Below are 23,576 nucleotides of genomic sequence, written 5' to 3' on the forward strand. Positions count from 1 at the left end.
TTACTAATTTGCCCTCTATCTTGGGGGCATGGCTGTTAGGTTCGAGTTGTTAACTCGCCTCGCAATAAATTGACGAGGCTAATAGAAAACATTCGCTGAATTGAACTATAAAATCCAAGTTTTAACCAAGAAGGAAACAGCCTTGGGGGGGATCTTGGGGGTTGAAAGGGTAGTCCTTTTCCTCGCAACAGATTATTTTCCCTCCTCACCTTCAATCTCATCACCACCATCATTAGAATCTTGATCACTAGATTGGTTTTTCTGCTCAACCTGCTGGATTTTTTGATCAGATAAGGGGTTTGGCTGTGATTGTTGGGAGGTTGAGCCTTTTTGATTCACATCTACCTTTTGGCTGGTTGGTTGTTGGGTAATCTTAGGTGGAGTAGGCACAGTTGATTGATCTATACCAGAATTTCCATCATCAAGATTTTGAGAAGCATTTGGAGCATTATTGTCAGGCTGAAACTGAGAGGGAGGCTGGGGGTTTTCGCCGAATTTCTTGTCAGCAAATTGATCCTCTGAACCTTGCTGATCATTCTTCTGGTTCTTTAGTTCTTCTTTCTGCCTCTTTACTTCTTTCAGCTTTTCCATTCTCTGGGGCTTTATTTCTTCCCAATTTTTGATTAACTCTTGACGTTGTTTTGATCTCAGCCATTGATCACGACTTGTATACTTAATGTCTTCCAAAGCTTTAATAAACCGATGTTCTGGGTTGTTCTGATCAAGACGATCATAGTTTCCGGTTTTAATGTATTTTTTCAGAGGTGATTTATAGTCGTCAGCCCCGTTGTCAGGCTCAGGCTCAATAGCAGAGGACATTTGATTCAATATCCCTCTTATCTGTATTTCAGCGTTAGCGAAAGCACTAGGATCCTCACTGTTGTTAGCATTGTTCCAAATTTCCGCCATTTTTGGAAATGCTTGATCCATCATTGCTTTAATTTCCTTTGGTGAGGCCAGTTTATTATTTTGGGGTTGATCTTCTAACTGTTTTTGTTCATTCCCAACCTCTTGCTTAATCTCTGGCTCTAAAGATCGAATTTCTGCATCATATTCTTCTTCTTTTTCGATATTTTCTAGGGATTCCTGTTCTTTTTTCTTCTGATCCTGCTTTTCATACCACTGCTCAATCACCGCAGCATCATATTGTTTGTCTTGAAAGTCGTCCTCAATCTTTTGCCGTGCTTGCTCACGCTCCTGTTGGCATTGTTGTATAGACTGGTAAGCCCATCGCGCCAGCTTGTAACCCCCATAGATCAAGCCAACGGCAACAACTAAACCACCTATCCCGACTCCAACCCATGCCGCAGGATGAGCGTTGAGCCATGCTATCGTCTTTTTCCACCAACTTTCTGATTGCTCTTGCTCTGTTTCCTGTTCGGATAAGCTGACAGTGGGTAAAGCCTCCGCATTCGCGGAACCGAGCGCCCCGAAGAAACTCTCTTGAGGAGCATTTGCACCAGTTTGTAAAGTGCCTTGAAACCAGTTTCCTGTATATCCTGTGGGGGGATTAGGGTCTGTATTCACTTCGGGAGTATAGTAAAAGGTAATCTCTCCAGCGGTGCTATTACTCTCCAAGCCCCAAGATAGGATAGGATTAAAGTTCCCATCAGATTCCACGCTCTTAAAGGTATAGTTCACCAGTGCTACCCCGTTTAGATAGGGGGTGATATTCCCGTTAATATCCGGCAAAATGCAGAGGACGGGGGCATCAGTGCTGATAGTTCCGGTTTGCTGATAACTCTGTCCATAAATCCCTAGCCAATAGCCTAGAGCGGTATTTTGCACAGCGACTAAAGCCTCATAGATTAAAGCCGGAGTGGTATCATAACCTTGGCCGTGTAACCAGTCAGTGAGCATAGCGGGGGCGTTGTCCTGTCCGTTAGCTTGTTGAGCTATATTCAGGTAGCCTTGAGCAAGAGTGTTATTAGTTAGGAGTTCTTCTAAAAATCGGTTAGCGGCATCCCATTGAGCTTGGGTGGGAAGGGTTGGGGTTGAGGTGGTGGTCATGGTTATTCTCTGAATTTTACAAAAATGAACTTAAAAACCTTAAAGGGTACCGAGTTGATTGCAGATTATTCTCCCCTCTCATCACTGAACTGATCATCATCATCAGGATTTTGCTCATTAGATTGGTTTTTCGACTCAACCTGCTGGATTTTTTGATCAGATAAGGGTCCTTGCTGTGATTGTTGGGAGGATGATCCTTGTTTATTCACATCTACCTTTTGGCTGGTTTGTTGTTGGGTAATGGTAGGTCGACTAAGCATAGTTGATTGATCTATACCAGAATTCCCATCCTTAAGATTTTGAGAAGCATTTAGATCATTCCCAGAAATGTCTTGGGAGGAATTCCCGTCATTAAGATTTTGAGAAGCATTTAGGTCATTATCATCAAGATTATTAGGCTGAAACTGAGAGGGAGGCTGGGGGTTTTCCCCGAAAGAAACCAGCCTATTTAACCTTTTACCTAAGTTTTCTTGTAATTGTTGTTGATAGTGAGGACTTAATAGATGCCATTGCTCTGCTTTAGGTAAATCTAGCACTCTCTGAGGATATGAGGGAGGGTATTCTATCTTTTGTTCTAGATGATCTATATTTTGATTTTCAGCATTCTCACTCAAGATGAGAGATTGTAAAAGAGGTTCTTCTTGATTAAGATAACTAGGAAATTTAGCACTATCTTGAATCCCCTGTAAATCCGATTCTCCCTGATGGATATAAGCATCAGGATTCTGAAGATTGCTTACTGAATCTAAGTTTTTAAGTTCTGGTTTTTGCAGTTGGTTTTGTGCCTGTTGAAAAATACGGGTCTTTTCAACGTCCTTAAGTGTCATTCGTGGGTTGTCAAAAACATTTGGATACCTTTCGGCTGGTTGTTCTTCTAACTGTCTTTGTTCATTCTGAACTTCTTGCCTAATCCCCTGCTCTAGAGATTCAATTTCTGCATCGGATTCTTCTTCTTCTTCTTCGTGGATAATTTGTTGTTGGCGCTGTCTTGGTTGATTCTCAACCCTTACCCTAATCCCCTGCTCTAGAGGGTCAATTTCTTCCTGTGAGTCGTTTTGAAAGTCGTTGTTAATCTCCTGCTGTGCTTGCTCACGCTCCTGTAGACATTGTTGTATAGACTGGTAAGCCCATCGCACCAGCTTGTAACCTCCATAGATTAAGGAACCGCCCACAACTAAACCACCTATCCCGACTCCAACCCATGCCGCAGGATGAGCGTTGAGCCATGCTATCGTCTTTTTCCACCAACTTTCTGATTGCTCTTGCTCTGTTTCCTGTTCGGATAAGCTGACAGTGGGTAAAGCCTCCGCATTCGCTGAACCGGGCGCCCCGAAGAAACTCTCTTGAGGAGCATTTGCACCAGTTTGTAAAGTGCCTTGAAACCAGTTTCCTGTATATCCTGTGGGGGGATTAGGGTCTGTATTCACTTCGGGAGTATAGTAAAAGGTAATCTCTCCGGCGGTGCTATTACTCTCCAAGCCCCAAGATAGGATAGGATTAAGACTCCCATCGGATTCCACGCTCTTAAAGGTATAGTTCACTAGAGCTACCCCGTTCAGATAGGGGGTGATGTTCCCGTCAATATCCGGCAAAATAGCCAGAACAGGGGCAGCAATGGGGGGATTTTGTTGATAACTCTGTCCATAAATCCCTAGCCAATACCCGAGAGTGGTATTTTGCACGGCGACTAAAGCGCCATAGATTAAGGCTGGAGTGGTATCATAACCTTGCCCCTGTAACCAATCGGTGAGCCTAGTGGGGGCGTTGTCTTGTCCGTTAGCTTGTTGGGCTATATTGAGATAGCCTTGGGCAAGATTGTTATTAATGAGGAGTTCTTGTAAAAATTGGTTAGCGGCATCCCATTGAGCTTGGGTGGGAAGGTTTGGGGTTGAGGTAGTGCTAGTCATGTTTATTATCTCAATTGTACAAAAGTGAACTGAAAAACTTTAAATCCTGTAGATTACTCTGTTGGGTAGTTATTTTTAGGCAGCAGCAAATTCCCACAAAGCTTAAGCTTTTTCTCCTGTTGCCTGGGATAACTCCAATAGTGGATAATAACAACATACATACACAATCCCCCCCTGTCAAGTGCTATCCCTTATAGGGATCTTTCTTAACAATTTTGTCAGTAAGCACTCCAACCCTTATCCTGATTTGATTGCAGTTTTTTCTTTGTCATTAAGGGTGTCAACAAGGAATATTACAGATTGTTAAACGAGTCTTTAAAGTCCTGGGCTACAAAGGTTTGAAATGTTAAGAAAGATGTGACTAATGGACAGAAGTGGCCGAGACCAAAAATCAACTACCAAATCCGCTTGATAAAATCTAGTTTCGTAAGGGGGTGAGGAGTGAAGAGTGAGGAGTTATACCCCCACATTCTTCACTCTTAACTATTAACTTCTAACTCCTAACAATACCCTCTTTTTAAAGCCAGATTTGCTATAAGCTAGGTAGTTAAGGAAGTAAATCCTCAAGGTTGTAGGGACAAGTAGTTGGCAGATTTAGGTCATATTTAGCTAGGACAATTTCCACAGCATCCTGATAGATTTCAGAAAAATCTTTTTCGAGTTTGGGTTTCATTGAAGGACTTAACCGTCGTTTAATATTCTTCCTAAAAGCTACCATTTCTGAGCGCCAGTGGCGATCACACTCAGGTCGGTTAGCATAGTCTATTTTTAAACGATGTTCAATCTCTCTCATCAACAGACTAGCAACCGCACTGTAATCACTGCGTCCCAAGGCTTCGATCTCCTCAATGATGTTTTCCCAGTCCAATTCCTGGAAATTTTGCTCTCTTAAAGCTTGAGCTTGTTCGATTGTCCATTGATAGAAATCTGTCTCGTAAATCCGATCATTTGTTATCTGACTCATGGATTAAATAAACCCCAATAATCATTCTTTAATTGTTGCCAAAATCTCAACCCTTTTCCCCGTCCCCTTTTTCAAGCATCAGTTTAGCATACTAGGTTCGGTAGAGCTATTTTGGTTCTTCGTTACTTGGTCTGGTTTGATCGGGTGACATAAATCGACTAAATCCTTTAAATCCTTATCTAGCAAGAGTTCTATTGATTAGTTTGTTCTAGAGCAAAAACAATTGATAAAAATCGCAGCAATGTCTTTCTCTATAAGGATTTCATCTCTTATAACCCCGTCCATTGCATAGCACAAACCGAAGAGCCAAAATTAGCACCAGAAAGGTATTTATAGTTAAACAGGAAAAACTTTGATCGCTTTTTCGTAGTAAGCTTGACGATCAGCTAGTCCGTTAAGACCACCATTGACTCGTCGGGTGATTTCTTCCACTGTTGCACCGCGATCACAAAGAGCATTCATGTTATTGTTATGCCACCAAAAACCGCCACTGGTAAAAGGATAGGTGGTACTAACATAGTCAACTCCATCCATCACTTTCGGATCATGAATATAATTCGCAAAAGCTTGATAGTTACTGCGTCCCGTTAGTTGAATAACGCCTGCTCCCTTATATTTGGGACCATCTCCTGGATAAATATTTCCCAGGTCTTTCCGTCCGTTATACTCCTCACCGCTACCGAGTTCTTTCATCCATTTCAAGCCACCACTTTCATGGGCAGTTTGGCTTAAAAAATGACACATTCGGGGGTGAGTGTTAATTTCAAAGCGATTTAAGCAAGAATTGAGATCTGCTAATTGTCCATCGCTAATGACATTACCATAGATAGATTCGGCTTGAGCTTTGGAGATTAAATTATTACCCCCCGGTAATTCTTTAAGTTCTAGTAAAAATTTTGCCGAAGATGCTCCCAAGGTATCCAATTCGCCTTCTTTGATTTTTTGTTTGAATTGTTCAAAGGCTTGTTTTGTTTGGGGTCCATAAATGCCATCAACACCATGAGCAGGAAGTAATCCGAAAACTTGCAAACGGGTCTGAACTTCTCGGCAAAGTTCCGAGTCTCCAGCTAAGGAATCAATGGGTTTAACGAGGTTTTGTTGAATGATGTCTTCTAATTTCATGGTGTTTATTTCCTGGTTCAGATTTTCCGATGGTGATCGCTGAGTTAATCAAGACTAAAAAACTAAGATAGTTGAGCATCCATTGTATCTAAATCCTGATCAGATAGGGTTAGAGTATCAGATAAATTGTTAGTCAGTGACCCCTCAATATTGGGGAACAATGTCTAAACTATTCTATAATTGGCTGGAAAGATTGAGTCCTGGCTCTGTCGTTTCATAGTAATTAGCCAAGTCTTGATCGCCAAGGGTTGCACCGGCAGAAAATTGCGTATAAACCTTGACTTGTTTGCCTTTTGGATTCCAGCTTGTCTGATTCTCATAATTAGATAGAGGATTGTCGGGAGGAGCAACTTTATGAGATGCTTAAGTTCTGCAGCTAAAAGTTATGCCTATGTCAGCCCCCCCCATCCTCAACCATTTGAGTAACTAAGTCAATGGATTAAGCCCAGAAACGTTGAATTTCGTCATAAAAATTTACATTCAAGAGCATACTAAATCTATACTTTAGACAGTCATAATCTGAGATTTATTAAACTTATGAAATCGGAGAGTGAGATCGGTCAAAATCATCCCCAATCTGGTAATTATGCCCCCCTAGATAGCCATCTTTGGGCCGATGCCACCTATCCCCTCGGAGCGCATTATCGGGGCGATAGCGTCACCTTTGCCGTCTATTCTAAAAATGCCAGTCAGATTCTTCTGGAAATCTACGATCGCCCGACGGGAGAAAACGCTAAGTATGATTACTGGTTGACAAAAAACCCCAATGATGATATATGGCGGGCAAAAATCGCCGGTATTGGCCACGGCAGTTACTATGCTTTTCGCTGTTGGGGTTCCAATTGGCAATTTGATCAAAAATGGCAAAGAGGCCACAGTAACGCTGGTTTTCGGGCAGATGTGGACGATTTCGGCCATCGTTTTAACCCCAATAAAGTCCTCTTCGATCCCTACGCGCGAGAACTTTCCCACGACCTTGAAACCCCGGCCATGATCGCGGACGGAGAAAATGCGGGAATCTATGCCACGGGAGAAGGGGACTACAAAGGAGTGATCCGGCGGCAATACGATACGGGTAAATGGTCGCCCAAAGGCATTGTGATCGCGCCGGATGGGACTTCTACCGGTACTCGTCCCCGTCTGGGGTCCGAAAAAGCGATCATTTACGAGGCCCATGTGCGCGGTTTAAGTCATCACCCCTCCGCTAGTCGTTTGGAAGATATTCTCAAGGGAATTACGGGTTTTGAGGAAGTGGCCAACGTTCCCGACCAGTACAGAGGAACTTATGCGGGGGCCGGCTATATGGCCAAATATCTGAAAGCGCTGGGATTTACCACGATCGAACTCTTACCGGTCCAAGAAACCGCTAACGATAATAACCCCGACGATCGCCCCGGCGGTAACTATTGGGGTTACATGACCTTTGGTTATTTCGCTCCCGATCGCCGTTATGCTTATGATCGCTCCCCTGGGGGACCCACCAGAGAGTTTAAGGCCATGGTCAAAGCTTTCCACGACCAAGGTATGGAAGTTTATCTCGATGTGGTCTATAATCACACCGGAGAAGGGGGCAATTGGGGCAGCAACGATGTCACCGGATTTGTTAGTTTTGGTGGTTTTGATGTGGTGGAATACTATCAACTCACCGACGAACATTATCTAGTCGATGGGGCCACTGGCTGCGGAAATCAATTAAACTTTTCCCATATTGTCACCTGTAATCTGGTTCTTGATTCCCTCACCTATTGGTTAGAAACCATGGGAGTTGATGGTTTTCGTTTTGATCTGGCCCCCGTCCTCGGCCGAACTCCTTCTAGTCATGAACGAGAAGATTGGGGCAAACAAAAACAATTCTTTCCTAAACATCCTTTGTTAGAAAAGATCGAGCAATTAGGCAAGAAATATGATGCCGAAATGATCGCCGAAGCTTGGGATATCTGGGGTTACGAAGTAGGTAATTTCCCAACGGGTTGGGGCGAGTGGAATGGCCGTTATCGCGATGCAATCCGGCGTTTTTGCAAGGGAGATGGTAATACTTTTAAATTCATCGAACAGGTGAACGGAGATTATCACAATTTTCATGACCAAGGCGGACCACACAAATCGATCAGTTTTATTGTTGCCCACGATGGTTTTACCCTGATGGATTTGGTCAGTTATAACAATAAAAATAACCTAAATCCCTGGCCTTTTGGTCCTTCCGATGGCGGCAATAATAATAACGATTCTTGGGATTCTGGCGGTAATCAGGCCTTACGTCGCCAAAGATTACGCAACTTTTGGACGATTCAATTTTTATCTCGCGGTGTTCCCATGACTGTCTGGGGTGATGAATTTGGCCGCACTCAAAATGGTAATAATAATCCCTACAATATTGATAGTCTGGCCACTTGGAATAATTATGATATGATTGCCACCCGTTCACCCCATCTACTGCCCACCGGTTATCGGGAAGCTTATCACAATAATTTTGGCACGGGAACTAATCAAGAAGAACGCAATCCTTTATTTATTTTTGCCGCTTATATTGCTCACTTAAGAAACAATCATATAGCACTCAAACAGCGCCGCTATGGCGATATGGTTCTCGATGCGGGCAATAGTGTCACCTATTTATTTAAAAAACCCGATGGGGTTAGCGATTTAACTGCCCATGCTCGCTCTATTTGGTTTTTAATTGATGGTAGTGCCGTCGGCGATCACGATTTTTTGGTGTTAATTAATATGTATCATCTGCCGGTGGATTTTCGTCTTCCCTCCCCAGGCAATAATTATCGTTGGGTAAGACTTATTGACACGGCAGCTTGGGCAGAAACCAATTATAATTGTTGGTCTGTGGAGCAAGGAGCAGTAATTGCCGATCGCTATAAAGTCAATGGTTTTTCGATCGTGGTTCTCGAGGAGATTAACTGAATTTTTGGCAATAGGGAAATATAAACCCCTATTGCATCTTATGTTTTATAACCCGCACTTAGCCCAAAATTACCGTTAAATGTCTAAAACTAAAAGTAGTGTTATTATCCTAACCATAATTTGTATTATCGCCACAGCGATGGGAGTTTATCTAATCGGTGGTATCGACTCCCAACAATTACAGATCTGGTTAAAACAAATGGGAATTATGGCCCCCATTTTGTATATTATTGTCTATACGATCGGGACAATTTTAATCCTACCTTCTACCCCCTTAAACCTCAGTGGTGGCGCGATCTTTGGGGTAGTTATGGGAACAGTTTGGACAACGATCGCCGCTTTGGTGGCCGCTATAGTTGCCTTTGCTTTTACCCGTACTATTGGCCGGGAATATACCGCCAAAAAATTTCAGGGAAAATGGCAAGCGATCGATGCAGAAATGCAGCAAGGCGGCCTATTTTATATGTTTGCTATCCGTCTATTACCGATTATTCCCTACGGTATCGTTAACTTTGTTGCGGGATTAACTTCTATCCGTTTTCGCGATTATTTCATCGGTACTTTATTAGGCACTGTCCCCGGAATTTTACCCTTTGTCATGATGGGTGCGGGTTTAAAATCTTTGGGAAAAGGCGATATATTGCCCCTAATGGTGGCTTTTACCCTCATTGCTCTGTTAGTAGGTGTGGGAACTTGGTATCGTCGTCGTCGGCAATTTCCCTTTCAGTGATCAGCGATAAAATTAAGTTAGATTAGGAATATACCGACTGAATCCCCATTGCTAAGGAGATAGCGTATCGATGCCTGCCGCAGATTATAAAGATTATTATGCCGTTCTGGGAGTAGGTAAAACTGCCAGCGCTGAAGAAATTAAAAAAGCTTTTCGCAAATTAGCTGTCAAATATCACCCCGATCGCAATCCTAACAATAAAAGCGCCGAAGAACGTTTTAAAGAAATTAGCGAAGCTTACGAAGTCCTCTCCGATAGCGAAAAACGCCAAAAATACGATCAATTTGGACAATATTGGCAACAGGCCGAGCGATCGAATTGGCCAGGTGGTAATGGGGGGGTTGACTTTGGTTCCGACGGTTTTGACTTTAGCCAGTACAGCACCTTTGATGATTTTATCAATGAACTGCTCGGTCGCATGGGGCGCTCCGGCGGTACTCGCCCCAGTTCCCATTCCTACGGGACTCCGGGGAGAGGATTTGGCGATTTTAGCAATTTTAACGACTTTGCCGGCGCTCGTACTCCACCGCAATCCGTCACTTCTGGTGTCTCCACCGCTAAACTGCGTCTGAGTTTTGGGGAAGCTTTACGAGGAGTACAAAAACGGGTTAATTTAGCCGGAGAAATGATCGATATCAAAATCCCCCCAGGAACTAAAACCGGTAATCGTCTCCGGGTACGGGGTAAAGGACTAATCGATCCCTTGAGTAAACAACGGGGAGATCTATTTCTCGATGTGGAATTAGAACCCCATCCTTTCTTTACTTTTGAAGGCGATAATTTAACCTGTGAAGTGCCGATTACTCCCGATGAGGCAGTTTTAGGCACAGCGATTGAAGTTCCTACCCCCGATGGCCTGGTGACGGTAAAAGTTCCCGCCGGTATTCGTTCCGGTCAATCCCTGCGCTTACGCGGCAAAGGTTGGATCGATAATAAAGGACAACGCGGCGATCAATTAGTCAAAATTGTCATCGATACTCCCAAAGAATTAACGGCGATCGAACGGGAATTATACGAGAAAATTAAATCTCAGCGTACCACCGATCCCCGTCGTCATCTCAGACAGGTGCAAATTTAAGTCCCTAGCTAGGGTTTGCCAAAACAGTTTTTCTTGGTGCTGATTACTGTCTCTGGGGTTTATAAGTGGTTAGGTGTTAAAAATGGGTGCATCTCAATATTTCTGATTTTCTCTCACCTATAGGTGAGCAGCAGAAGTTGTTCAAAGAGGGCGAATGCAATTCGCCCCTACAATAATATTATTGCGCCAATGGTAGGGGCGCACTGCGTGCGCCCAAAATGTCATCTAGATATTTCGACCAAATTGAGATGCACCTGTTAAAAATCGTCAGTTCCCCCCCTTATCAAGGGGGGATTAAGGGGGGATCGGCACCCCCCTTATCAAGGGGGGATTAAGGGGGGATCGGCACCCCCCTTATCAAGGGGGGATTAAGGGGGGATCGGCACCCCCCTTATCAAGGGGGGATTAAGGGGGGATCGGCACCCCCCTTATCAAGGGGGGATTAAGGGGGGATCGATCTAGAATTTAACCTTACTAGCCAACCAATTAGTAATTAATTTGGGGCTATTTTTTTTCACCCAATAGAGAGCATAAATTCTGAATATAGGCTTAGAAAAACGAGCGATCGCTTTCATAATAAAATTTAAGTAACGACTATGAAACTTTTTATTAATTAAATTTAACGAACCCACATCATAAAGACAGTCGATGATAATCCTAAAAGTCGTTTCCTCTCTTTGGAATAAACTATCTATTAACAATAGCACTTCCTGAATCCGTTGCTGTTTAAGCTGTTCCTCTTCGGAAACAGCCGAGAGAATCTGCTGCTGCTTAGATAATTTACTATCCGATGGGGTTAACATGATATGGTAAGGAAAAAATTAACTTGTTTTGATTTTATCCCTATTTGCCGATTTTGCAAGACCAAACTCCCCATCTATCCCCATTTTTACGATAACACGGATCTTTCCTCTCCCATGCCGTCTTGACTGTGATTGTTGTGATTGTGTCATGGACTGTGATCGAAGTGATCACTGTTTACTGCTCACTGATCGAGAAAAATAGGGCAGAATAAAATTATGAAAGCCAAAATAAGGACTGAATCATGAATGATACCTTAACCACAAGTTTACTTTAGCAGTACAGGAATTTACCTGAAGCAATCTCTAAAATCCCTATATTGTGGCAAAAAATCAAAACCCAATAATATAATAAACTCAACCCTCATCACCCCGATTTTATCTATGGACCCTCTTACAGGAGCAGCGATCGCAGTTGGTTCGATTATTGCCACTAAAGCGTTAGAGAAAACTGGTGAAAAAGTGGGAGAGAAAGTTTGGCAACAAACAGAAAAATTTCTCACTTCCCTGAAACAAGTTTCTCCGGATACTGTCACCGCAATTGAAAAAGCACCCGAACAGCCTTTAGATTATGGACAGGCAATTCTAGAGGTGGAATCTGTTGCTAAAACCCGTCCCGAATTAAGCCAAATTATAACCGAGTTGGTTAAAGCGATAGAAGCGGAACCTTCCCTTAAAGAATTGGTTAATAATACCCTTAAATCTCAATCTCAACAAGCCAGCTTTATCAATAATCAAAAATTAGCTGATTCCATAAAGAATGTTTTTCAAGGTAATACATTCATTGGTGGTAATTTCTGACTGCAGCCGCCTGTTCAGGAACAGGTTAAACAACATCCTCACAATTTATCTAATAGTAATATCCCTAAATTTGTTGGTAGGGATCAGGAATTAATTGACTTAAAAACTCAATTACAACAATCCCAAAAGCTTGCTATATCTACCTTAACAGGAATGGGAGGCATAGGTAAAACCGAACTAGCCAGACAGTTTGGCTGGCAACAATGGCGAGAAAAAGCCTATCCCGGGGGTATATGTTGGTTAAATGTGGCAGAGAGTGACGGCGGTTTTATCGGTACTTCTATTTTAGATTTTGCGCGGGTACATCTCAAATTAACTTTACCGGATGAGGGAGAATTAGACGTAAAAATTCGTTATTGTTGGCAAAACTGGTTAGCGGGAAATGTCCTAATTATTTTTGATGATGTGCGGGATTATCAGCAAATTAGGGATTATTTACCACCGCAAGAAGACAAACGCTTTCAGGTTTTAATTACCACTCGCAAGGAATATTTATCAGCGACAATTGCGACTTTTCGGGTAGAAGTATTAAAAGAAAAAGATGCACTTGATTTATTGCGTTCCTACCTTAAAGACAACAGAATTGACACACAAATCGAGGCAGCTAAATTATTATGTCAGGATTTGGGTTATTTACCCTTAGGGTTAGAATTGGTGGCAAGGTTGCTGGTACGGCGACAGGATTGGAAAATCAGCAAAATACGGCAGAAATTAGCCGAAAAAGGCTTAGATGAGCCAAGTTTAGACAAAAATCCCAAGTTTCATGGGGAAATGACTGCGGAAAGAGGGTTAAAAGCTGCCTTTAATCTCAGTTGGGAGGAGTTGCATAGCGAACCAGAAGCGCAAATTTTGGCACTTTACCTCAGTTTATTCGCTCTTGCGCCCTTTCCCAAGGGAATGATTCTGGATTTATTTCCCGATGAGGATGGGGATACAGTGGAGGAATGGTTAACCGATAGTTTAGTTCACCTGAGTTTAGTTCAGGATAATCGTGATGGTTGGTATGAAATTCATCCCCTGTTGCGTCGCTACTTTCGGGATAAGTTAGAAGCATCACCCCACGCAGAACCAGCAAAACGCCGTTATTGTGGGATTATGGCCAAAAAATCGGCAGAAATGCCACAGAATCTCACTATAGAAATCGTTGAAGAATTTAAACCTTTCCTTCTCCATCTACAAGCATCTGTCGGGGAATATCCCCAATATATCGCTGATGAGGATTTATTTTGGTCCTATACGGGTTTAGCTCGTTATTATAACGGACAAGGATTGTATGCTATTGCTGAACCTTACTGTCAAGCTTGTTTAACCGCAACTCGAACCCACTTAGGAGACAATCATCCCGATGTGGCAACTTCCCTCAACAATTTAGCATACTTGTACGAATCCCAAGGCAGGTACACAGAAGCGGAACCTCTCTATCTAGAAGCATTAGATTTGTATAAACGACTCTTAGGAGACAATCATCCCGATGTGGCACTTTCCCTCAACAATTTAGCAGCATTGTACTATTCCCAAGGCAGGTACACAGAAGCAGAACCTCTCTATCTAGAAGCATTAGATTTGAGAAAACGACTCTTAGGAGACAATCATCCCCTTGTGGCAAATTCCCTCAACAATTTAGCAGCATTGTACGAATCCCAAGGTAGGTACACAGAAGCGGAACCTCTCTATCTAGAAGCATTAGATTTGACAAAACGACTCTTAGGAGACAATCATCCCCTTGTGGCACTTTCCCTCAACAATTTAGCAGCATTGTACCGTTCCCAAGGCAGGTACACAGAAGCGGAACCTCTCCTTCTAGAAGCTTTAGATTTGACAAAACGACTCTTAGGAGACAATCATCCCGATGTGGCAACTTCCCTCAACAACTTAGCAGCATTGTACGAATCCCAAGGCAGGTACACAGAAGCAGAACCTCTCTATCTAGAAGCATTAGATTTGAGAAAACGACTCTTAGGAGACAATCATCCCTCTGTGGCAACTTCCCTCAACAATTTAGCACTATTGTACTATTTCCAAGGCAGGTACACAGAAGCGGAACCTCTCTATCTAGAAGCATTAGATTTGAGAAAACAACTCTTAGGAGACAATCATCCCGATGTGGCACAATCCCTCAACAATTTAGCAGGATTGTACTATTCCCAAGGCAGGTACACAGAAGCAGAACCTCTCTATCTAGAAGCGATTAATATTTTCAGGGAAAGATTAGGGGAAAATCATCCCCATACCCAAACCGTTTATCAGAATTATCTGAGGATGTTATCCCAATTACCCGAAGCAGAATTAAGACAACGGTTTCCCGATGAGGTGGTGGAGATGTTGAAACCAAAACCCCCTCATCCCTGAAAACAGTCTTAACTGTGATTTATGGAATTATGGGATAGACTATAATTGATCATTGATAAAGACTTGCCAAATACAACACAATCATAGTATTCACTCAATCATTCAAATCACAGCTTAGACTTATTATAGGAATCTTCCAGACTCTGTGCGATAAGCTTAACCTACAACATAATCGATCTTTGTGTCCTTTGTGCCTTTGTGGTTCCTTCCATTCCCTCGCCAGTAGGACTGTATCTTAGAATACATTTTACCCACCAAATCCAAGAGAGCCTTGAATGAACCAATCATAGTTAAGAGCGTTGGAAAAGAGGGTCTGTAGGCGCACGGATTTTCCATTATGAATATAATATCATGTCAAGTCGCCTTTGTCAAGAGAAAATTTAACAACATCCAGATTTAGTCGTAACCCATCACCTATCATTGACTATGATTGAATTAATCACTGATAACTGATTAGCAAGGAATAAAACCATGAACACTAAAGAGAGACTATTGCAAGAGATTGAACAAGCACCGGATTCTTTAATAGAAGAAACTTTGAACTTCCTCCTTTCAGCACAAGCTAGTTATGCTAAATCTGAAAGTAATGTAGGGGAGGCAATATTAAAGCTTCTGGAAGAGATGCCATTAGACAATGACGACTTAGAAAAGTTGCCTATAGATCTTGCTAATCAACATGATCATTATCTTTATGGAGTTCCCAAATCCTAAGCAAAGCCGAAACTAAAGTTTATAGCATCATAGCAATGAAAACCATCTTTGCAGACACATTTTATTGGGTTGCTCTCATTAACAATCGTGATGATTGGCATGAGAAAGCTATAGAAATGACAAGGAAACTCCAGCAGGTAACAATAGTGACAACCGATGAAGTCTTTATTGAAGTTTTCAACAATCTATCTGCTTATGGAATGTCAGTTAGACGAAAAACCTTACAAGTTATTAGAGGCTTACAAAATAATCCCCAAATCTTAGTTATACCTCAAACTCATCAGACGTTCCAATCAGGATTAGATTTATATCAAAATCGTCCAGATAAAGATTACAGCTTAACAGATTGTATATCCATGCAAACAATGCGCCAAATGAATATAAATGAAATTCTTACCCACGATAAGCATTTTACGCAAGAAGGATTTTTCATTTTATTTCAAAATATAGAGTTACATTAGAATTGAGACAACAACTACTAGGAGACAATCATCCCCATGTGGCAACTTCCCTCAACAATTTAGCACACTTGTACTACTCCCAAGACAGGTACTCAGAAGCGGAACCTCTCTATCTAGAGACGATTAATATTTTCAGGGAAAGATTAGGGGAAAATCATCCCCATACTCAAACGATTATGGAGAATATAAAACTATGTTGTCCCAACTCTGGCAAGTAGAATTAAGATAGAGTTTGAATGCTTTGGAAAAGAGGGTCTGTAGGCGCACAGATTTTCCATTATGAATATAGTATCATGTCAAGTCGCCTTTGTCAAGAGAAATTTTAACAACATCCAGAAAAACGTTATTGTAAGGGTAATTCATGAATTACCCCTACACCTATTACCTAGTCCAGTAACGCACCACCTAATCATCGACTATGATTGAATTAATCACTGATGACTACAATGATGGATAATTATAGGAGGATGCTGTCTGGACTGTGATTAGGTGAGATTGTTAAATCCCTACAATAATTTTTATTATTTCATCATCAAAAAAAGGATTAATTATGATCAAAAAAATTAAAATCGCCGATGCTCAAACCGATTTACCAAGTCTCGTTAAATCGGTTACGGAAGATAACAAAATTTATGCCATTGAGAATCAGGAGGACTCTGTAATTTTGATTTCCCAAAAAAACTATGAAAGTTTACAAGAAACTATCGAATTACTCTCTATTCCTGATTTAAGAGAAAGCTTACAACTATCTCTACAGCAAATTAATGAAAATGAAACCTATTCTTTCGAGGAAGTCTTGGGAGACATTGATTAATGGTTTATGAAGTCAGATTTACCAAAGAAGCTAAAAAAGATGTTGATAAGCTAACCCTTAAACTTAAGAAAAAACTGAAGTCAATTATCCAAGATACCCTGAGTATTTCTCCCTATAGTGGCAAAAAATTAGTAGGAGATTTAACGGGTTTCTATTCAATTCGGTTAAGTTATCAAGATAGAATACTTTACACCATTAATGATGAACAGAAGTTAATCTATATTCATCGTGCTAAAACTCATTATGGCGAATAAACTAGACCTTGAAAATTCTTGAAAAGAGTGTCTGCAGGCGCACGGATTTTCCATTATGAATATAGTATCATGTCAAGTCGCCTTTGTCAAGAGAAATTTTGACAACATCCAGAAAAACGGGGACATGAAGCTTAAATCAAGATGGGAATTACAGCAGACGAATGAATTCTTCTTGTGTCAGTTCAGCATCGCGTAAAATTTTTAGGAGTAATCCTTTCCCGACAGTTTTCCCCCGATGAACCGGTACGGTGACAACTCTTCCATCTTCATGTTTTAAGCGCAGATGACTTCCTTTTTGTCGGATAGATTGAAACCCTATTCTCGTTAAAGCTTTGATAACTTCATCACCGGTTAATATCGGTAATTTTGGCATCAGATAGACACCTTTTCAATTCCAACAAACTTCGACACATCTTCCGGATTGTCATCTTCCAAGCAAAGTTCAATCACTTCCCTGATATTCTTCATCAATTCATCAATCGTTTCCCCTTGACTGTAACAACCCCGAAGTTGAGGAACTTCCCCAACATAATATCCATCCTCATCTCGTTCAATGACAACATAAAACTCTCTTTGATAGTTCATGGTTCTCAATCCTTAAAAAAATTATCGCTATCTAAGCTTTTATTGGCGATTATTGAGACTTGAAAATAGGGTCTGTAGGCGCAAGGATTTTCCATTATGAATATAATATCATGTCAAGAGGCTTTTGTCAAGAGAAATTTTGACAACATCCAGATTTAGTCGTAACGCATCACCTATCATTGACTATGATTGAATTAATCACTGATAACTGATAACTGATAAAGCTATGACACTCAAAGAACAACTAATTAAAGAAATCGAGCAGACACCTGACACCCTTTTGACTCAATTACTTGACTTTTTGCTCTTTATCAAAGAACGACATACTGAAATAGAAATTACAGAAGAAGAGCAAGCTAACATAATCGCTTCTGAATCAGCTTATCAAGCAGGAGACTATCTAACCCTCGAAGAATATGAGGCAACCCAAGCGTGAACTACAGAGTTATTATTCCGAAACCAGTTCAAAAACAACTAAACAACTTACCCAAACAACAACGCGAACGCTTAATTACTGCCATTAGACTACTTACCGATACACCTCGTCCTAACGGAGTCAAGAAACTCAAAGGATATGATGACACCTACCGAATTAGAATAGGGGATTATCGCATCATTTATAGAATTCAAGATAAGGAAATGCTTATTATCATATTGAGTAGTATTCATCGAAAAGATGCTTATTGAACCTCTGTAACATCTTCCTTCAACAATATTAGCATTATTATATTATTTTTAAGAAAGGTACAAATCAGCTAAAAATCTTAAGAAAGCGGGGTAATTTTTCTCTATTACCCCGCCCAAGCAAGTGAATAATTAATCGGGCAATTTATACTGTTCCACAATCTTTTTAGCATATTCAGGAACATGAGCTGCTAATTTTTCAGGATAATTACGTTTAACATAAAGGTAATTACGGGTAAAGTGAGAATCGATGGAAAAGCGAGCATATTCTAACCCTTTAGGCCCGATTTTTTCAATTACTACTCCCATCATTTTTGCCGCCCACATCGGCAAGGTTACACCTTTATCATAGGCAGGAATGCTATTTTGTACCGCCTGTTTTCTATCACCACTAGACATAACATCTTGGGTATTTAATTGATCTTTAACTAACTCTAACATTTCCTTGCCCGTATCATTACGAACGACAATCCATTGCCAGCCAAAAGGTGCGCCCATATAGCCCACAACTAAATCAGCAAGGGAGTTAACATAATCAAAACAAGTCATACAGGAAGGGGCAAAAACATCTTTTAACTTATTAGTCTTTAAGCCAAAAAAGGGAACCATTTCTATCGAGCCGTCTTCGTGTTGAAAGTGTACCCGAAAATCCTGCATAAATTCGTAATGAACCACAGTTTCTGGGGAACGACTGGTAGTTTCTAAAAACTTTTGTAGTCCTGAGCGGGTGACATTATCGACGCAGGGAGTTCCTAAGACATATAACTTTTCTAAGCCTAATTTTTTTTCTACTGCTCTTAGGGCTTGAATTTGACAACCAACTCCGATAACTAATAACCGTTTCATGCCCGATTTTTCAATTTCTTCTAGCACTGATAAATTGGGAGAAAGAGTCGGTTTATTGACTTTAGCGGCGAGAATTTCTTCCGTGGTACGGGCGAGAATCGGCTGCGGTTGAAAGCGATCCTCGGCGGTATTCTGCACACAAACCACCCCTTCTACTAAACCACGATCGAGCATTTCACAGGCAATTGTGCTGACGATTCCTGTCCATTGCGCCCCTGGAATAGCTTGTTTTTTCTTGGCAGCCATCATCTCTTGATGAACACCAAAATAGAGATCATTTTCCTGATTTAAGTCGCGACTTTTGCCGTGTGCTGCTGCTTCTAAATCGGCGATTTGTTGATTAAGAAAAGCACAAGCTTCTTTAACATAGTGAATGTAATAAGTGTCACAAAGTCCGCACTCGCTACACAATTCTTTGGCAGGACGACGACTATTGGGTTTGAGGGCTTTGGCTTTTAGGTGGGGCGCAAGGGAGTTCATAATCTTAAAAGGCAACTAGGTCAAGGGTTTTTTTCTATCGATCGTTTACCTTACCGCATTCCATCACTTTGTTAGCAATCTTTTTAAAGAAATGTAACGATTACCCGGAATAGGATCAGAGCAAAGCTTCTAAGGTGGCGACGACGGAAGCCGCTAAAGTTTCTAAATCATAACCACCTTCTAAGCCGAAAAGTAGCGGTTTATTGAGAGTTAAGAGGTATTTGGTTAAAATTCCATAATCCTGTGGGTGTAAACAAATTCCCGCCAGAGGATCCGCTTGATTGGCATCATATCCAGCACTAACAATCACTAAATCCGGTTGAAAATTTTTCAGAAAAGGTATGACTTGCCCCTCAAAATGTTCTTGATAATCTTTAATCGTACTTCCTGACGGTAAGGGAATATTCAAAACATTATTAAACTCCCCTTTTTCTCTCGCTTCTCCCGTGCCGGGATAAAACGGGAATTGATGGAGGGAACAATAGGCAATCTGGGGATGATTTTCGACTATATCCTGGGTGCCATTGCCATGATGTACGTCCCAATCGAGAATCGCTACTTTTTGCACTCTTTTGTTTTCTAAAGCATAATAAGCGGCAATAGCAGCATTAGAAAACAGACAGAAACCCATGCCATAATTAGAAGTGGCATGATGTCCGGGGGGACGGGCTAAAATAAAGGCAGGATCGCCAGTAGATAAGACTCGATCGACTCCATCTAACCAGCCACTAACCGCTAGTAACGCCACATCGTAACTACGCGCAGAAACGGGAGTATCGGCATCCAATCTTCCCCCGCCCCGTTGACAAATTCGCCGCAATCTATCAACATAATCTTGATTATGAACTTGTTTAATCAAAGGGATTACTTCGTCGCGAATTTCGATCGGTGTGGGTAAATGCCATGTTAGTTTTGACTGCCATTCTGTTTGTTTTAAAGCCTCGACAATTGCCGTTAAACGCGCCGCTTTTTCGGGATGGTAAATACCTGTATCGTGATCGAGAAATTCATCGGAATAGATAATCGAGATCATAATCAAATTACTGCTTAAGTAGCTGGTTATAATTAAATTGAAGATAGATTTTAGGTTCGATCCCCCCTGCCCCCCTTATTAAGGGGGGTGCCGATAGGCGGGGGGATCTGACAGTTTTTAACACCTAACTGCTTAACTCGTTGATTTTTGAACAACCCAATGGTTTTAATCTACCAGAAAAACAGGGGCTTGAGGAGCTATAGTGAAAAAACTTTACTGATTGGGTCACTTTTGCCAGATGATGCAATTATCTCCCCCTAAGGTGACAGGAAGCAAAAATGATGACAAATTTTCGGAAATTTCAGCTAGAAGTTAATGGCATTACTATCAATGGTGTCAAAGGTGGGTGTGGTTTTCCGCTGCTTTTGCTCCATGGTTATCCCCAAACCCATCAAATGTGGCATAAAATCGCCCCCCGATTAGCGGCTAATTTTACGGTGATCGCCACGGATCTGCGCGGCTACGGGGATAGCGATAAACCCTTACCCCTAGAGGATTCTAGCAATTATTGCAAGCGGGTGATGGCCCTCGATCAGGTGTTGTTGATGGAAAAATTGGGTTATCAGGAGTTTTATCTGATCGGCCATGATCGAGGGGCGCGAGTTTCCCACCGTATTGCCCTTGATTTTCCAGAAAAGGTCAAAAAAATCGTTTTACTCGATATAGCCCCAACGCTGGCGATGTATGAGGCGACTGAGCAAACTTTTGCCACTGCCTACTATCATTGGTTTTTCTTGATTCAGCCTTCCCCTTTTCCCGAAACCCTGATCGCTGCTAATCCCGATTATTATCTGCACCATTGCTTGCAAAGTTGGGGGCGAGATTTTAGCGCTTTTACAGAGGAAGCCTTGGGGGAATATCGGCGTTGTTTTCGAGATTTAAGGACGATAACCGCCACCTGTGCCGATTATCGGGCTGCCGCTACCATCGATTTAGAGCATGATCGTCAGGATTTAGACCAGAAAATTTCCTCTCCTCTCTTGGTTCTTTGGGGAAAAAAAGGTTTCATTGCACGTCAATACGATGTGATCGCTCTTTGGCAGCAGCGAGCTAATCAAGTGACAGAACAGGCGATCGCTAGTGGTCATTTTTTACCGGAAGAAGCACCGGAAGATACGGCACAGGCGATCGAGGATTTTCTCGGCTAAGTAATACTAAATCCTGTTATTAAAAACTGATTATTTATTCTCCGTTTTGCACCTCCTGCCTCTCCTGATAATAAGTAGCTGGTTATAATTAAATTGAAGATAGATTTTGTCTTTGATCCCCCCTGCCCCCCTTGATAAGGGGGGTGCCGATAGGCGGGGGGATCCCCCCTGCCCCCCTTGATAAGGCTATCCATTAGTCACATCTTTCTTAACATAAAATTTGACAAAAAGAGAAAAGTGTGCAAGATGGCTCAAGGGGGTTCTATGGGGGGACTAATTTGATGAGATAGTTTCCAAGTCTGGCTGATATCATGTAACCTTCGCAGTCCCAACCAAATAGTTTTAACACCTGGTTCACCGTCACCTTTTCTACCTAAAAACCCCCCAAGAGAAGCAATCATTCTGACCGCTTCTCGAAAGGAGGGCGGCTTTTCAGGTGGCGGACTCTTTTTATGAATAGTGGCACACAAAGATTGCCATTCATGTTCTTCCAAAAAACTTTCACAACTCTCCTCTCCGTGTAAGCGTGCTTGATAGGTTAACCAGAGTAATCTCCAAGCTACAATTGAATAGGTAGCTAAGGCCATCTCAATTCTACGACCCGTTTCTAATTGCAGTTTTTCTAATCCACAACCACTTTTTAAAACAAAATGATAGCGTTCTATCAACCAGCGATAACTGTACCAGCGCACACAGGTTATCGCTGATTCAAAGCTACTAATGTCTAGGCTAGTTAAGAGGAGCCAACTGATAGGATTAACTCCAGGACGCGGATTTTCTTCTTCAGCTAAAATTACCTGTAATTTGACCGGTTGACGAGGGTTCGCTTTCGAGTGATGCTTAGGTACTTGTATTTCAAAACTGGCAAATCTAACTGTTAGTTTAGCTAGTCTAGCCTCGTGATTAGGATTGCGTTTTACTTGCACATCTAGGCTACCACAGGCTTTTATTTCTCTGATGGATTGATGTAAATATTTAGGCTCTGGATGCCCTGACTTTTGCTTGTCTTCGAGATAGTTAACTTTTCGGTTATGAGTTCCTCGGATTAATAAATGAGAGTTAGGACTTCTTGATTGGGCAAATAAATCAAATATGTCTGCCTCACAATCTCCGATTGTTACTACTTGAATATCTTCGGGTATTTGTTGTTGTGTTTCTGATACAGACTCTAACCATCTTTGACTTTCTTTTTCTTCGGTTTCTCTTTTTTTTCTTTGCTTGGCAATCCCTAAATTCTTTTCTTCTCTTGCCCAGACATATTGATTAATCAGTCCTAAAGGTATTCCTTGCGCTGACACTCCTAAGGTGGTATGAACTTTGAGACCAAAGGATTTTTTATAATCTAGATAACCCATTCCTTTTTTTGCTTTTTGCGTCGTAAAGTCTAAACTTGTTGTGTCTTGCACTGCCAAAACTATTGGATGTTCTTTGATTCTTTCTACTGTACTTTTGGCTTGGGCGGCAATTATATCTGAGGGGTGAAAATAGGGGGAATTCCAAAAGTCGTAGGTGGCACTCGCTGCGGCTAGATTTCCCGAAGCTTGTGGCACACTTGTACTAGGTTGGCTGGCCAAGTTTTCTACGATACTGATTAACCTTTTCTTTCTTCTGGTGTCCCCCAGGTCTGCATATTGTAATTCTTGGGCTGCCCATTTCTCCATTTTTTTGCTTACCTCCACCTTAATTCCTTCTTTCAAAACTATACCTATCAATCGTTTCCCCTTTTTTTAAGTTTCTTCTCTTTTTGTTAAGAAAGATCCGACTAATGGATAGCTTGATAAGGGGGGTGCCGATAGGCGGGGGGATCCCCCCTGCCCCCCTTAATAAGGGGGGCATCTGATAATTTTTAACGCCTACCTACTTATGTAGCCTATACTCAGCGGATT

General features: G+C 41.7%; 24 protein-coding genes. 14 read left to right on the forward strand and 10 right to left on the reverse strand.

What is annotated here, in order from left to right; all coding sequences use genetic code 11:
- Window positions 1–192: 192 nt before the first annotated feature.
- The 4 genes from ACQY1Y_RS23240 to ACQY1Y_RS23255 all read right to left on the reverse strand — a co-directional run bounded on the left by ACQY1Y_RS23240 (window position 193) and on the right by ACQY1Y_RS23255 (window position 6,003).
- Window positions 193–2,010: a hypothetical protein gene (locus ACQY1Y_RS23240; RefSeq protein ID WP_430013651.1), complete on the reverse strand. Its 1,818-nt coding sequence runs from the start codon at window positions 2,008–2,010 to the stop codon at window positions 193–195.
- Between the two features lie 65 nt (window positions 2,011–2,075).
- Entirely contained in the window at window positions 2,076–3,917 is a 1,842-nt protein-coding gene (locus ACQY1Y_RS23245; RefSeq protein ID WP_430013652.1) for a hypothetical protein, read from the reverse strand.
- Window positions 3,918–4,464: 547 nt separating this feature from the next.
- The gene (locus ACQY1Y_RS23250; RefSeq protein ID WP_002789552.1) at window positions 4,465–4,881 is read right to left on the reverse strand and encodes a DUF29 domain-containing protein; all 417 of its coding nucleotides are present in this window, start codon (window positions 4,879–4,881) and stop codon (window positions 4,465–4,467) included.
- Between the two features lie 336 nt (window positions 4,882–5,217).
- Window positions 5,218–6,003 (reverse strand): hypothetical protein, encoded by a 786-nt coding sequence (locus tag ACQY1Y_RS23255; RefSeq protein WP_002738520.1) that lies wholly within the window; start codon window positions 6,001–6,003, stop codon window positions 5,218–5,220.
- 537 nt (window positions 6,004–6,540) lie between these two features.
- Here ACQY1Y_RS23255 and ACQY1Y_RS23260 point away from each other — a divergent pair.
- From ACQY1Y_RS23260 to ACQY1Y_RS23270, 3 genes are all read left to right on the forward strand, one after another.
- The gene (locus ACQY1Y_RS23260; RefSeq protein WP_430013653.1) at window positions 6,541–8,916 is read left to right on the forward strand and encodes a glycogen debranching protein; all 2,376 of its coding nucleotides are present in this window, start codon (window positions 6,541–6,543) and stop codon (window positions 8,914–8,916) included.
- Window positions 8,917–8,995: 79 nt separating this feature from the next.
- A complete protein-coding gene (locus tag ACQY1Y_RS23265; RefSeq protein WP_002747821.1) occupies window positions 8,996–9,646 on the forward strand; it encodes a TVP38/TMEM64 family protein in 651 nt (216 codons plus the stop codon).
- Window positions 9,647–9,716: 70 nt separating this feature from the next.
- Complete coding sequence (locus ACQY1Y_RS23270; protein WP_052277388.1) at window positions 9,717–10,724, forward strand: DnaJ C-terminal domain-containing protein; 1,008 nt, start codon at window positions 9,717–9,719, stop codon at window positions 10,722–10,724.
- Window positions 10,725–11,182: 458 nt separating this feature from the next.
- On the opposite strand, the gene ACQY1Y_RS23275 is transcribed toward ACQY1Y_RS23270, so the two are convergent.
- Window positions 11,183–11,527, reverse strand: a complete 345-nt coding sequence (locus ACQY1Y_RS23275; protein WP_002756080.1) for a hypothetical protein — start codon at window positions 11,525–11,527, stop codon at window positions 11,183–11,185.
- Window positions 11,528–11,908: 381 nt separating this feature from the next.
- On the opposite strand from ACQY1Y_RS23275, the gene ACQY1Y_RS23280 reads away from it, so the two are divergent.
- The 8 genes from ACQY1Y_RS23280 (at window position 11,909) to ACQY1Y_RS23315 (ending at window position 16,914) form a co-directional block, all read left to right on the forward strand.
- A complete protein-coding gene (locus ACQY1Y_RS23280) occupies window positions 11,909–12,325 on the forward strand; it encodes a hypothetical protein (RefSeq protein ID WP_430013654.1) in 417 nt (138 codons plus the stop codon).
- Window positions 12,326–12,460: 135 nt separating this feature from the next.
- Complete coding sequence (locus ACQY1Y_RS23285; RefSeq protein WP_430014712.1) at window positions 12,461–14,674, forward strand: tetratricopeptide repeat protein; 2,214 nt, start codon at window positions 12,461–12,463, stop codon at window positions 14,672–14,674.
- 471 nt (window positions 14,675–15,145) lie between these two features.
- Window positions 15,146–15,385 carry a hypothetical protein gene (locus ACQY1Y_RS23290; protein WP_002735146.1) on the forward strand — a complete coding sequence of 80 codons (240 nt, stop codon included), beginning with the start codon at window positions 15,146–15,148 and terminating at the stop codon, window positions 15,383–15,385.
- A gap of 35 nt (window positions 15,386–15,420) precedes the next feature.
- On the forward strand, window positions 15,421–15,846 hold the full coding sequence (locus ACQY1Y_RS23295; RefSeq protein ID WP_002756072.1) for a type II toxin-antitoxin system VapC family toxin: 426 nt from the start codon (window positions 15,421–15,423) through the stop codon (window positions 15,844–15,846).
- Window positions 15,847–15,848: 2 nt separating this feature from the next.
- Window positions 15,849–16,064, forward strand: coding sequence for a tetratricopeptide repeat protein (locus tag ACQY1Y_RS23300; RefSeq protein ID WP_430013655.1), 216 nt, complete (start codon window positions 15,849–15,851; stop codon window positions 16,062–16,064).
- Window positions 16,065–16,125: 61 nt separating this feature from the next.
- A complete protein-coding gene (locus tag ACQY1Y_RS23305) occupies window positions 16,126–16,272 on the forward strand; it encodes a hypothetical protein (protein ID WP_155119257.1) in 147 nt (48 codons plus the stop codon).
- A 124-nt stretch (window positions 16,273–16,396) separates the two neighbouring features.
- Window positions 16,397–16,660, forward strand: coding sequence for a type II toxin-antitoxin system Phd/YefM family antitoxin (locus ACQY1Y_RS23310; RefSeq protein WP_002762167.1), 264 nt, complete (start codon window positions 16,397–16,399; stop codon window positions 16,658–16,660).
- Window positions 16,660–16,914: a type II toxin-antitoxin system RelE family toxin gene (locus tag ACQY1Y_RS23315; protein WP_002797171.1), complete on the forward strand. Its 255-nt coding sequence runs from the start codon at window positions 16,660–16,662 to the stop codon at window positions 16,912–16,914. Before ACQY1Y_RS23310 ends, ACQY1Y_RS23315 begins: the two co-directional genes overlap by 1 nt.
- Window positions 16,915–17,062: 148 nt before the next feature.
- Here the strand turns inward: ACQY1Y_RS23315 and ACQY1Y_RS23320 are convergent, their stop codons facing one another.
- Together ACQY1Y_RS23320 and ACQY1Y_RS23325 are read right to left on the reverse strand one after the other, a co-directional pair.
- Window positions 17,063–17,287 carry a type II toxin-antitoxin system HicA family toxin gene (locus ACQY1Y_RS23320; protein ID WP_002739026.1) on the reverse strand — a complete coding sequence of 75 codons (225 nt, stop codon included), beginning with the start codon at window positions 17,285–17,287 and terminating at the stop codon, window positions 17,063–17,065.
- A complete protein-coding gene (locus tag ACQY1Y_RS23325; RefSeq protein WP_002738920.1) occupies window positions 17,287–17,499 on the reverse strand; it encodes a type II toxin-antitoxin system HicB family antitoxin in 213 nt (70 codons plus the stop codon). Before ACQY1Y_RS23325 ends, ACQY1Y_RS23320 begins: the two co-directional genes overlap by 1 nt.
- A gap of 226 nt (window positions 17,500–17,725) precedes the next feature.
- On the opposite strand from ACQY1Y_RS23325, the gene ACQY1Y_RS23330 reads away from it, so the two are divergent.
- Window positions 17,726–17,935 (forward strand): hypothetical protein, encoded by a 210-nt coding sequence (locus ACQY1Y_RS23330; protein ID WP_002738788.1) that lies wholly within the window; start codon window positions 17,726–17,728, stop codon window positions 17,933–17,935.
- Entirely contained in the window at window positions 17,932–18,186 is a 255-nt protein-coding gene (locus ACQY1Y_RS23335; RefSeq protein ID WP_002738377.1) for a type II toxin-antitoxin system RelE family toxin, read from the forward strand. Before ACQY1Y_RS23330 ends, ACQY1Y_RS23335 begins: the two co-directional genes overlap by 4 nt.
- A 129-nt stretch (window positions 18,187–18,315) precedes the next feature.
- Here ACQY1Y_RS23335 and ACQY1Y_RS23340 read toward each other — a convergent pair whose 3' ends face one another.
- Both ACQY1Y_RS23340 and ACQY1Y_RS23345 read right to left on the reverse strand, forming a co-directional pair.
- On the reverse strand, window positions 18,316–19,509 hold the full coding sequence (locus ACQY1Y_RS23340; RefSeq protein WP_002789598.1) for a Coenzyme F420 hydrogenase/dehydrogenase, beta subunit C-terminal domain: 1,194 nt from the start codon (window positions 19,507–19,509) through the stop codon (window positions 18,316–18,318).
- Window positions 19,510–19,624: 115 nt separating this feature from the next.
- Window positions 19,625–20,542 (reverse strand): histone deacetylase family protein, encoded by a 918-nt coding sequence (locus ACQY1Y_RS23345; RefSeq protein WP_002738945.1) that lies wholly within the window; start codon window positions 20,540–20,542, stop codon window positions 19,625–19,627.
- 278 nt (window positions 20,543–20,820) lie between these two features.
- Here ACQY1Y_RS23345 and ACQY1Y_RS23350 point away from each other — a divergent pair, with 278 nt between their 5' ends.
- Complete coding sequence (locus ACQY1Y_RS23350; protein WP_430013656.1) at window positions 20,821–21,690, forward strand: alpha/beta fold hydrolase; 870 nt, start codon at window positions 20,821–20,823, stop codon at window positions 21,688–21,690.
- Window positions 21,691–21,941: 251 nt separating this feature from the next.
- Here the strand turns inward: ACQY1Y_RS23350 and ACQY1Y_RS23355 are convergent, their stop codons facing one another.
- Entirely contained in the window at window positions 21,942–23,351 is a 1,410-nt protein-coding gene (locus tag ACQY1Y_RS23355) for an IS4-like element ISMae7 family transposase (RefSeq protein WP_430014713.1), read from the reverse strand.
- Between the last annotated feature and the right edge of the window lie 225 nt (window positions 23,352–23,576).

Origin of the sequence: Microcystis ichthyoblabe FBCC-A1114, assembly GCF_050500245.1 — a bacterium.
In the GTDB taxonomy this organism is placed as follows: Bacteria; Cyanobacteriota; Cyanobacteriia; order Cyanobacteriales; family Microcystaceae; genus Microcystis; species Microcystis ichthyoblabe_A.

Excerpts from the sequence above, each read along its gene's own strand:
- ACQY1Y_RS23295 (WP_002756072.1), top strand. The coding sequence starts at position 15,421 with ATGAAAACCATCTTTGCAGACACATTTTATTGGGTTGCTCTCATTAAC.
- ACQY1Y_RS23290 (WP_002735146.1), top strand. The coding sequence starts at position 15,146 with ATGAACACTAAAGAGAGACTATTGCAAGAGATTGAACAAGCACCGGAT.
- ACQY1Y_RS23270 (WP_052277388.1), top strand. The coding sequence starts at position 9,717 with ATGCCTGCCGCAGATTATAAAGATTATTATGCCGTTCTGGGAGTAGGT.
- ACQY1Y_RS23275 (WP_002756080.1), bottom strand. The coding sequence starts at position 11,527 with ATGTTAACCCCATCGGATAGTAAATTATCTAAGCAGCAGCAGATTCTC.
- ACQY1Y_RS23240 (WP_430013651.1), bottom strand. The coding sequence starts at position 2,010 with ATGACCACCACCTCAACCCCAACCCTTCCCACCCAAGCTCAATGGGAT.
- ACQY1Y_RS23350 (WP_430013656.1), top strand. The coding sequence starts at position 20,821 with ATGATGACAAATTTTCGGAAATTTCAGCTAGAAGTTAATGGCATTACT.
- ACQY1Y_RS23260 (WP_430013653.1), top strand. The coding sequence starts at position 6,541 with ATGAAATCGGAGAGTGAGATCGGTCAAAATCATCCCCAATCTGGTAAT.
- ACQY1Y_RS23245 (WP_430013652.1), bottom strand. The coding sequence starts at position 3,917 with ATGACTAGCACTACCTCAACCCCAAACCTTCCCACCCAAGCTCAATGG.
- ACQY1Y_RS23345 (WP_002738945.1), bottom strand. The coding sequence starts at position 20,542 with ATGATCTCGATTATCTATTCCGATGAATTTCTCGATCACGATACAGGT.
- ACQY1Y_RS23330 (WP_002738788.1), top strand. The coding sequence starts at position 17,726 with ATGACACTCAAAGAACAACTAATTAAAGAAATCGAGCAGACACCTGAC.
- ACQY1Y_RS23280 (WP_430013654.1), top strand. The coding sequence starts at position 11,909 with ATGGACCCTCTTACAGGAGCAGCGATCGCAGTTGGTTCGATTATTGCC.
- ACQY1Y_RS23265 (WP_002747821.1), top strand. The coding sequence starts at position 8,996 with ATGTCTAAAACTAAAAGTAGTGTTATTATCCTAACCATAATTTGTATT.
- ACQY1Y_RS23325 (WP_002738920.1), bottom strand. The coding sequence starts at position 17,499 with ATGAACTATCAAAGAGAGTTTTATGTTGTCATTGAACGAGATGAGGAT.
- ACQY1Y_RS23320 (WP_002739026.1), bottom strand. The coding sequence starts at position 17,287 with ATGCCAAAATTACCGATATTAACCGGTGATGAAGTTATCAAAGCTTTA.
- ACQY1Y_RS23250 (WP_002789552.1), bottom strand. The coding sequence starts at position 4,881 with ATGAGTCAGATAACAAATGATCGGATTTACGAGACAGATTTCTATCAA.
- ACQY1Y_RS23355 (WP_430014713.1), bottom strand. The coding sequence starts at position 23,351 with ATGGAGAAATGGGCAGCCCAAGAATTACAATATGCAGACCTGGGGGAC.
- ACQY1Y_RS23255 (WP_002738520.1), bottom strand. The coding sequence starts at position 6,003 with ATGAAATTAGAAGACATCATTCAACAAAACCTCGTTAAACCCATTGAT.
- ACQY1Y_RS23340 (WP_002789598.1), bottom strand. The coding sequence starts at position 19,509 with ATGAACTCCCTTGCGCCCCACCTAAAAGCCAAAGCCCTCAAACCCAAT.
- ACQY1Y_RS23315 (WP_002797171.1), top strand. The coding sequence starts at position 16,660 with ATGGTTTATGAAGTCAGATTTACCAAAGAAGCTAAAAAAGATGTTGAT.
- ACQY1Y_RS23305 (WP_155119257.1), top strand. The coding sequence starts at position 16,126 with ATGAATATAGTATCATGTCAAGTCGCCTTTGTCAAGAGAAATTTTAAC.
- ACQY1Y_RS23310 (WP_002762167.1), top strand. The coding sequence starts at position 16,397 with ATGATCAAAAAAATTAAAATCGCCGATGCTCAAACCGATTTACCAAGT.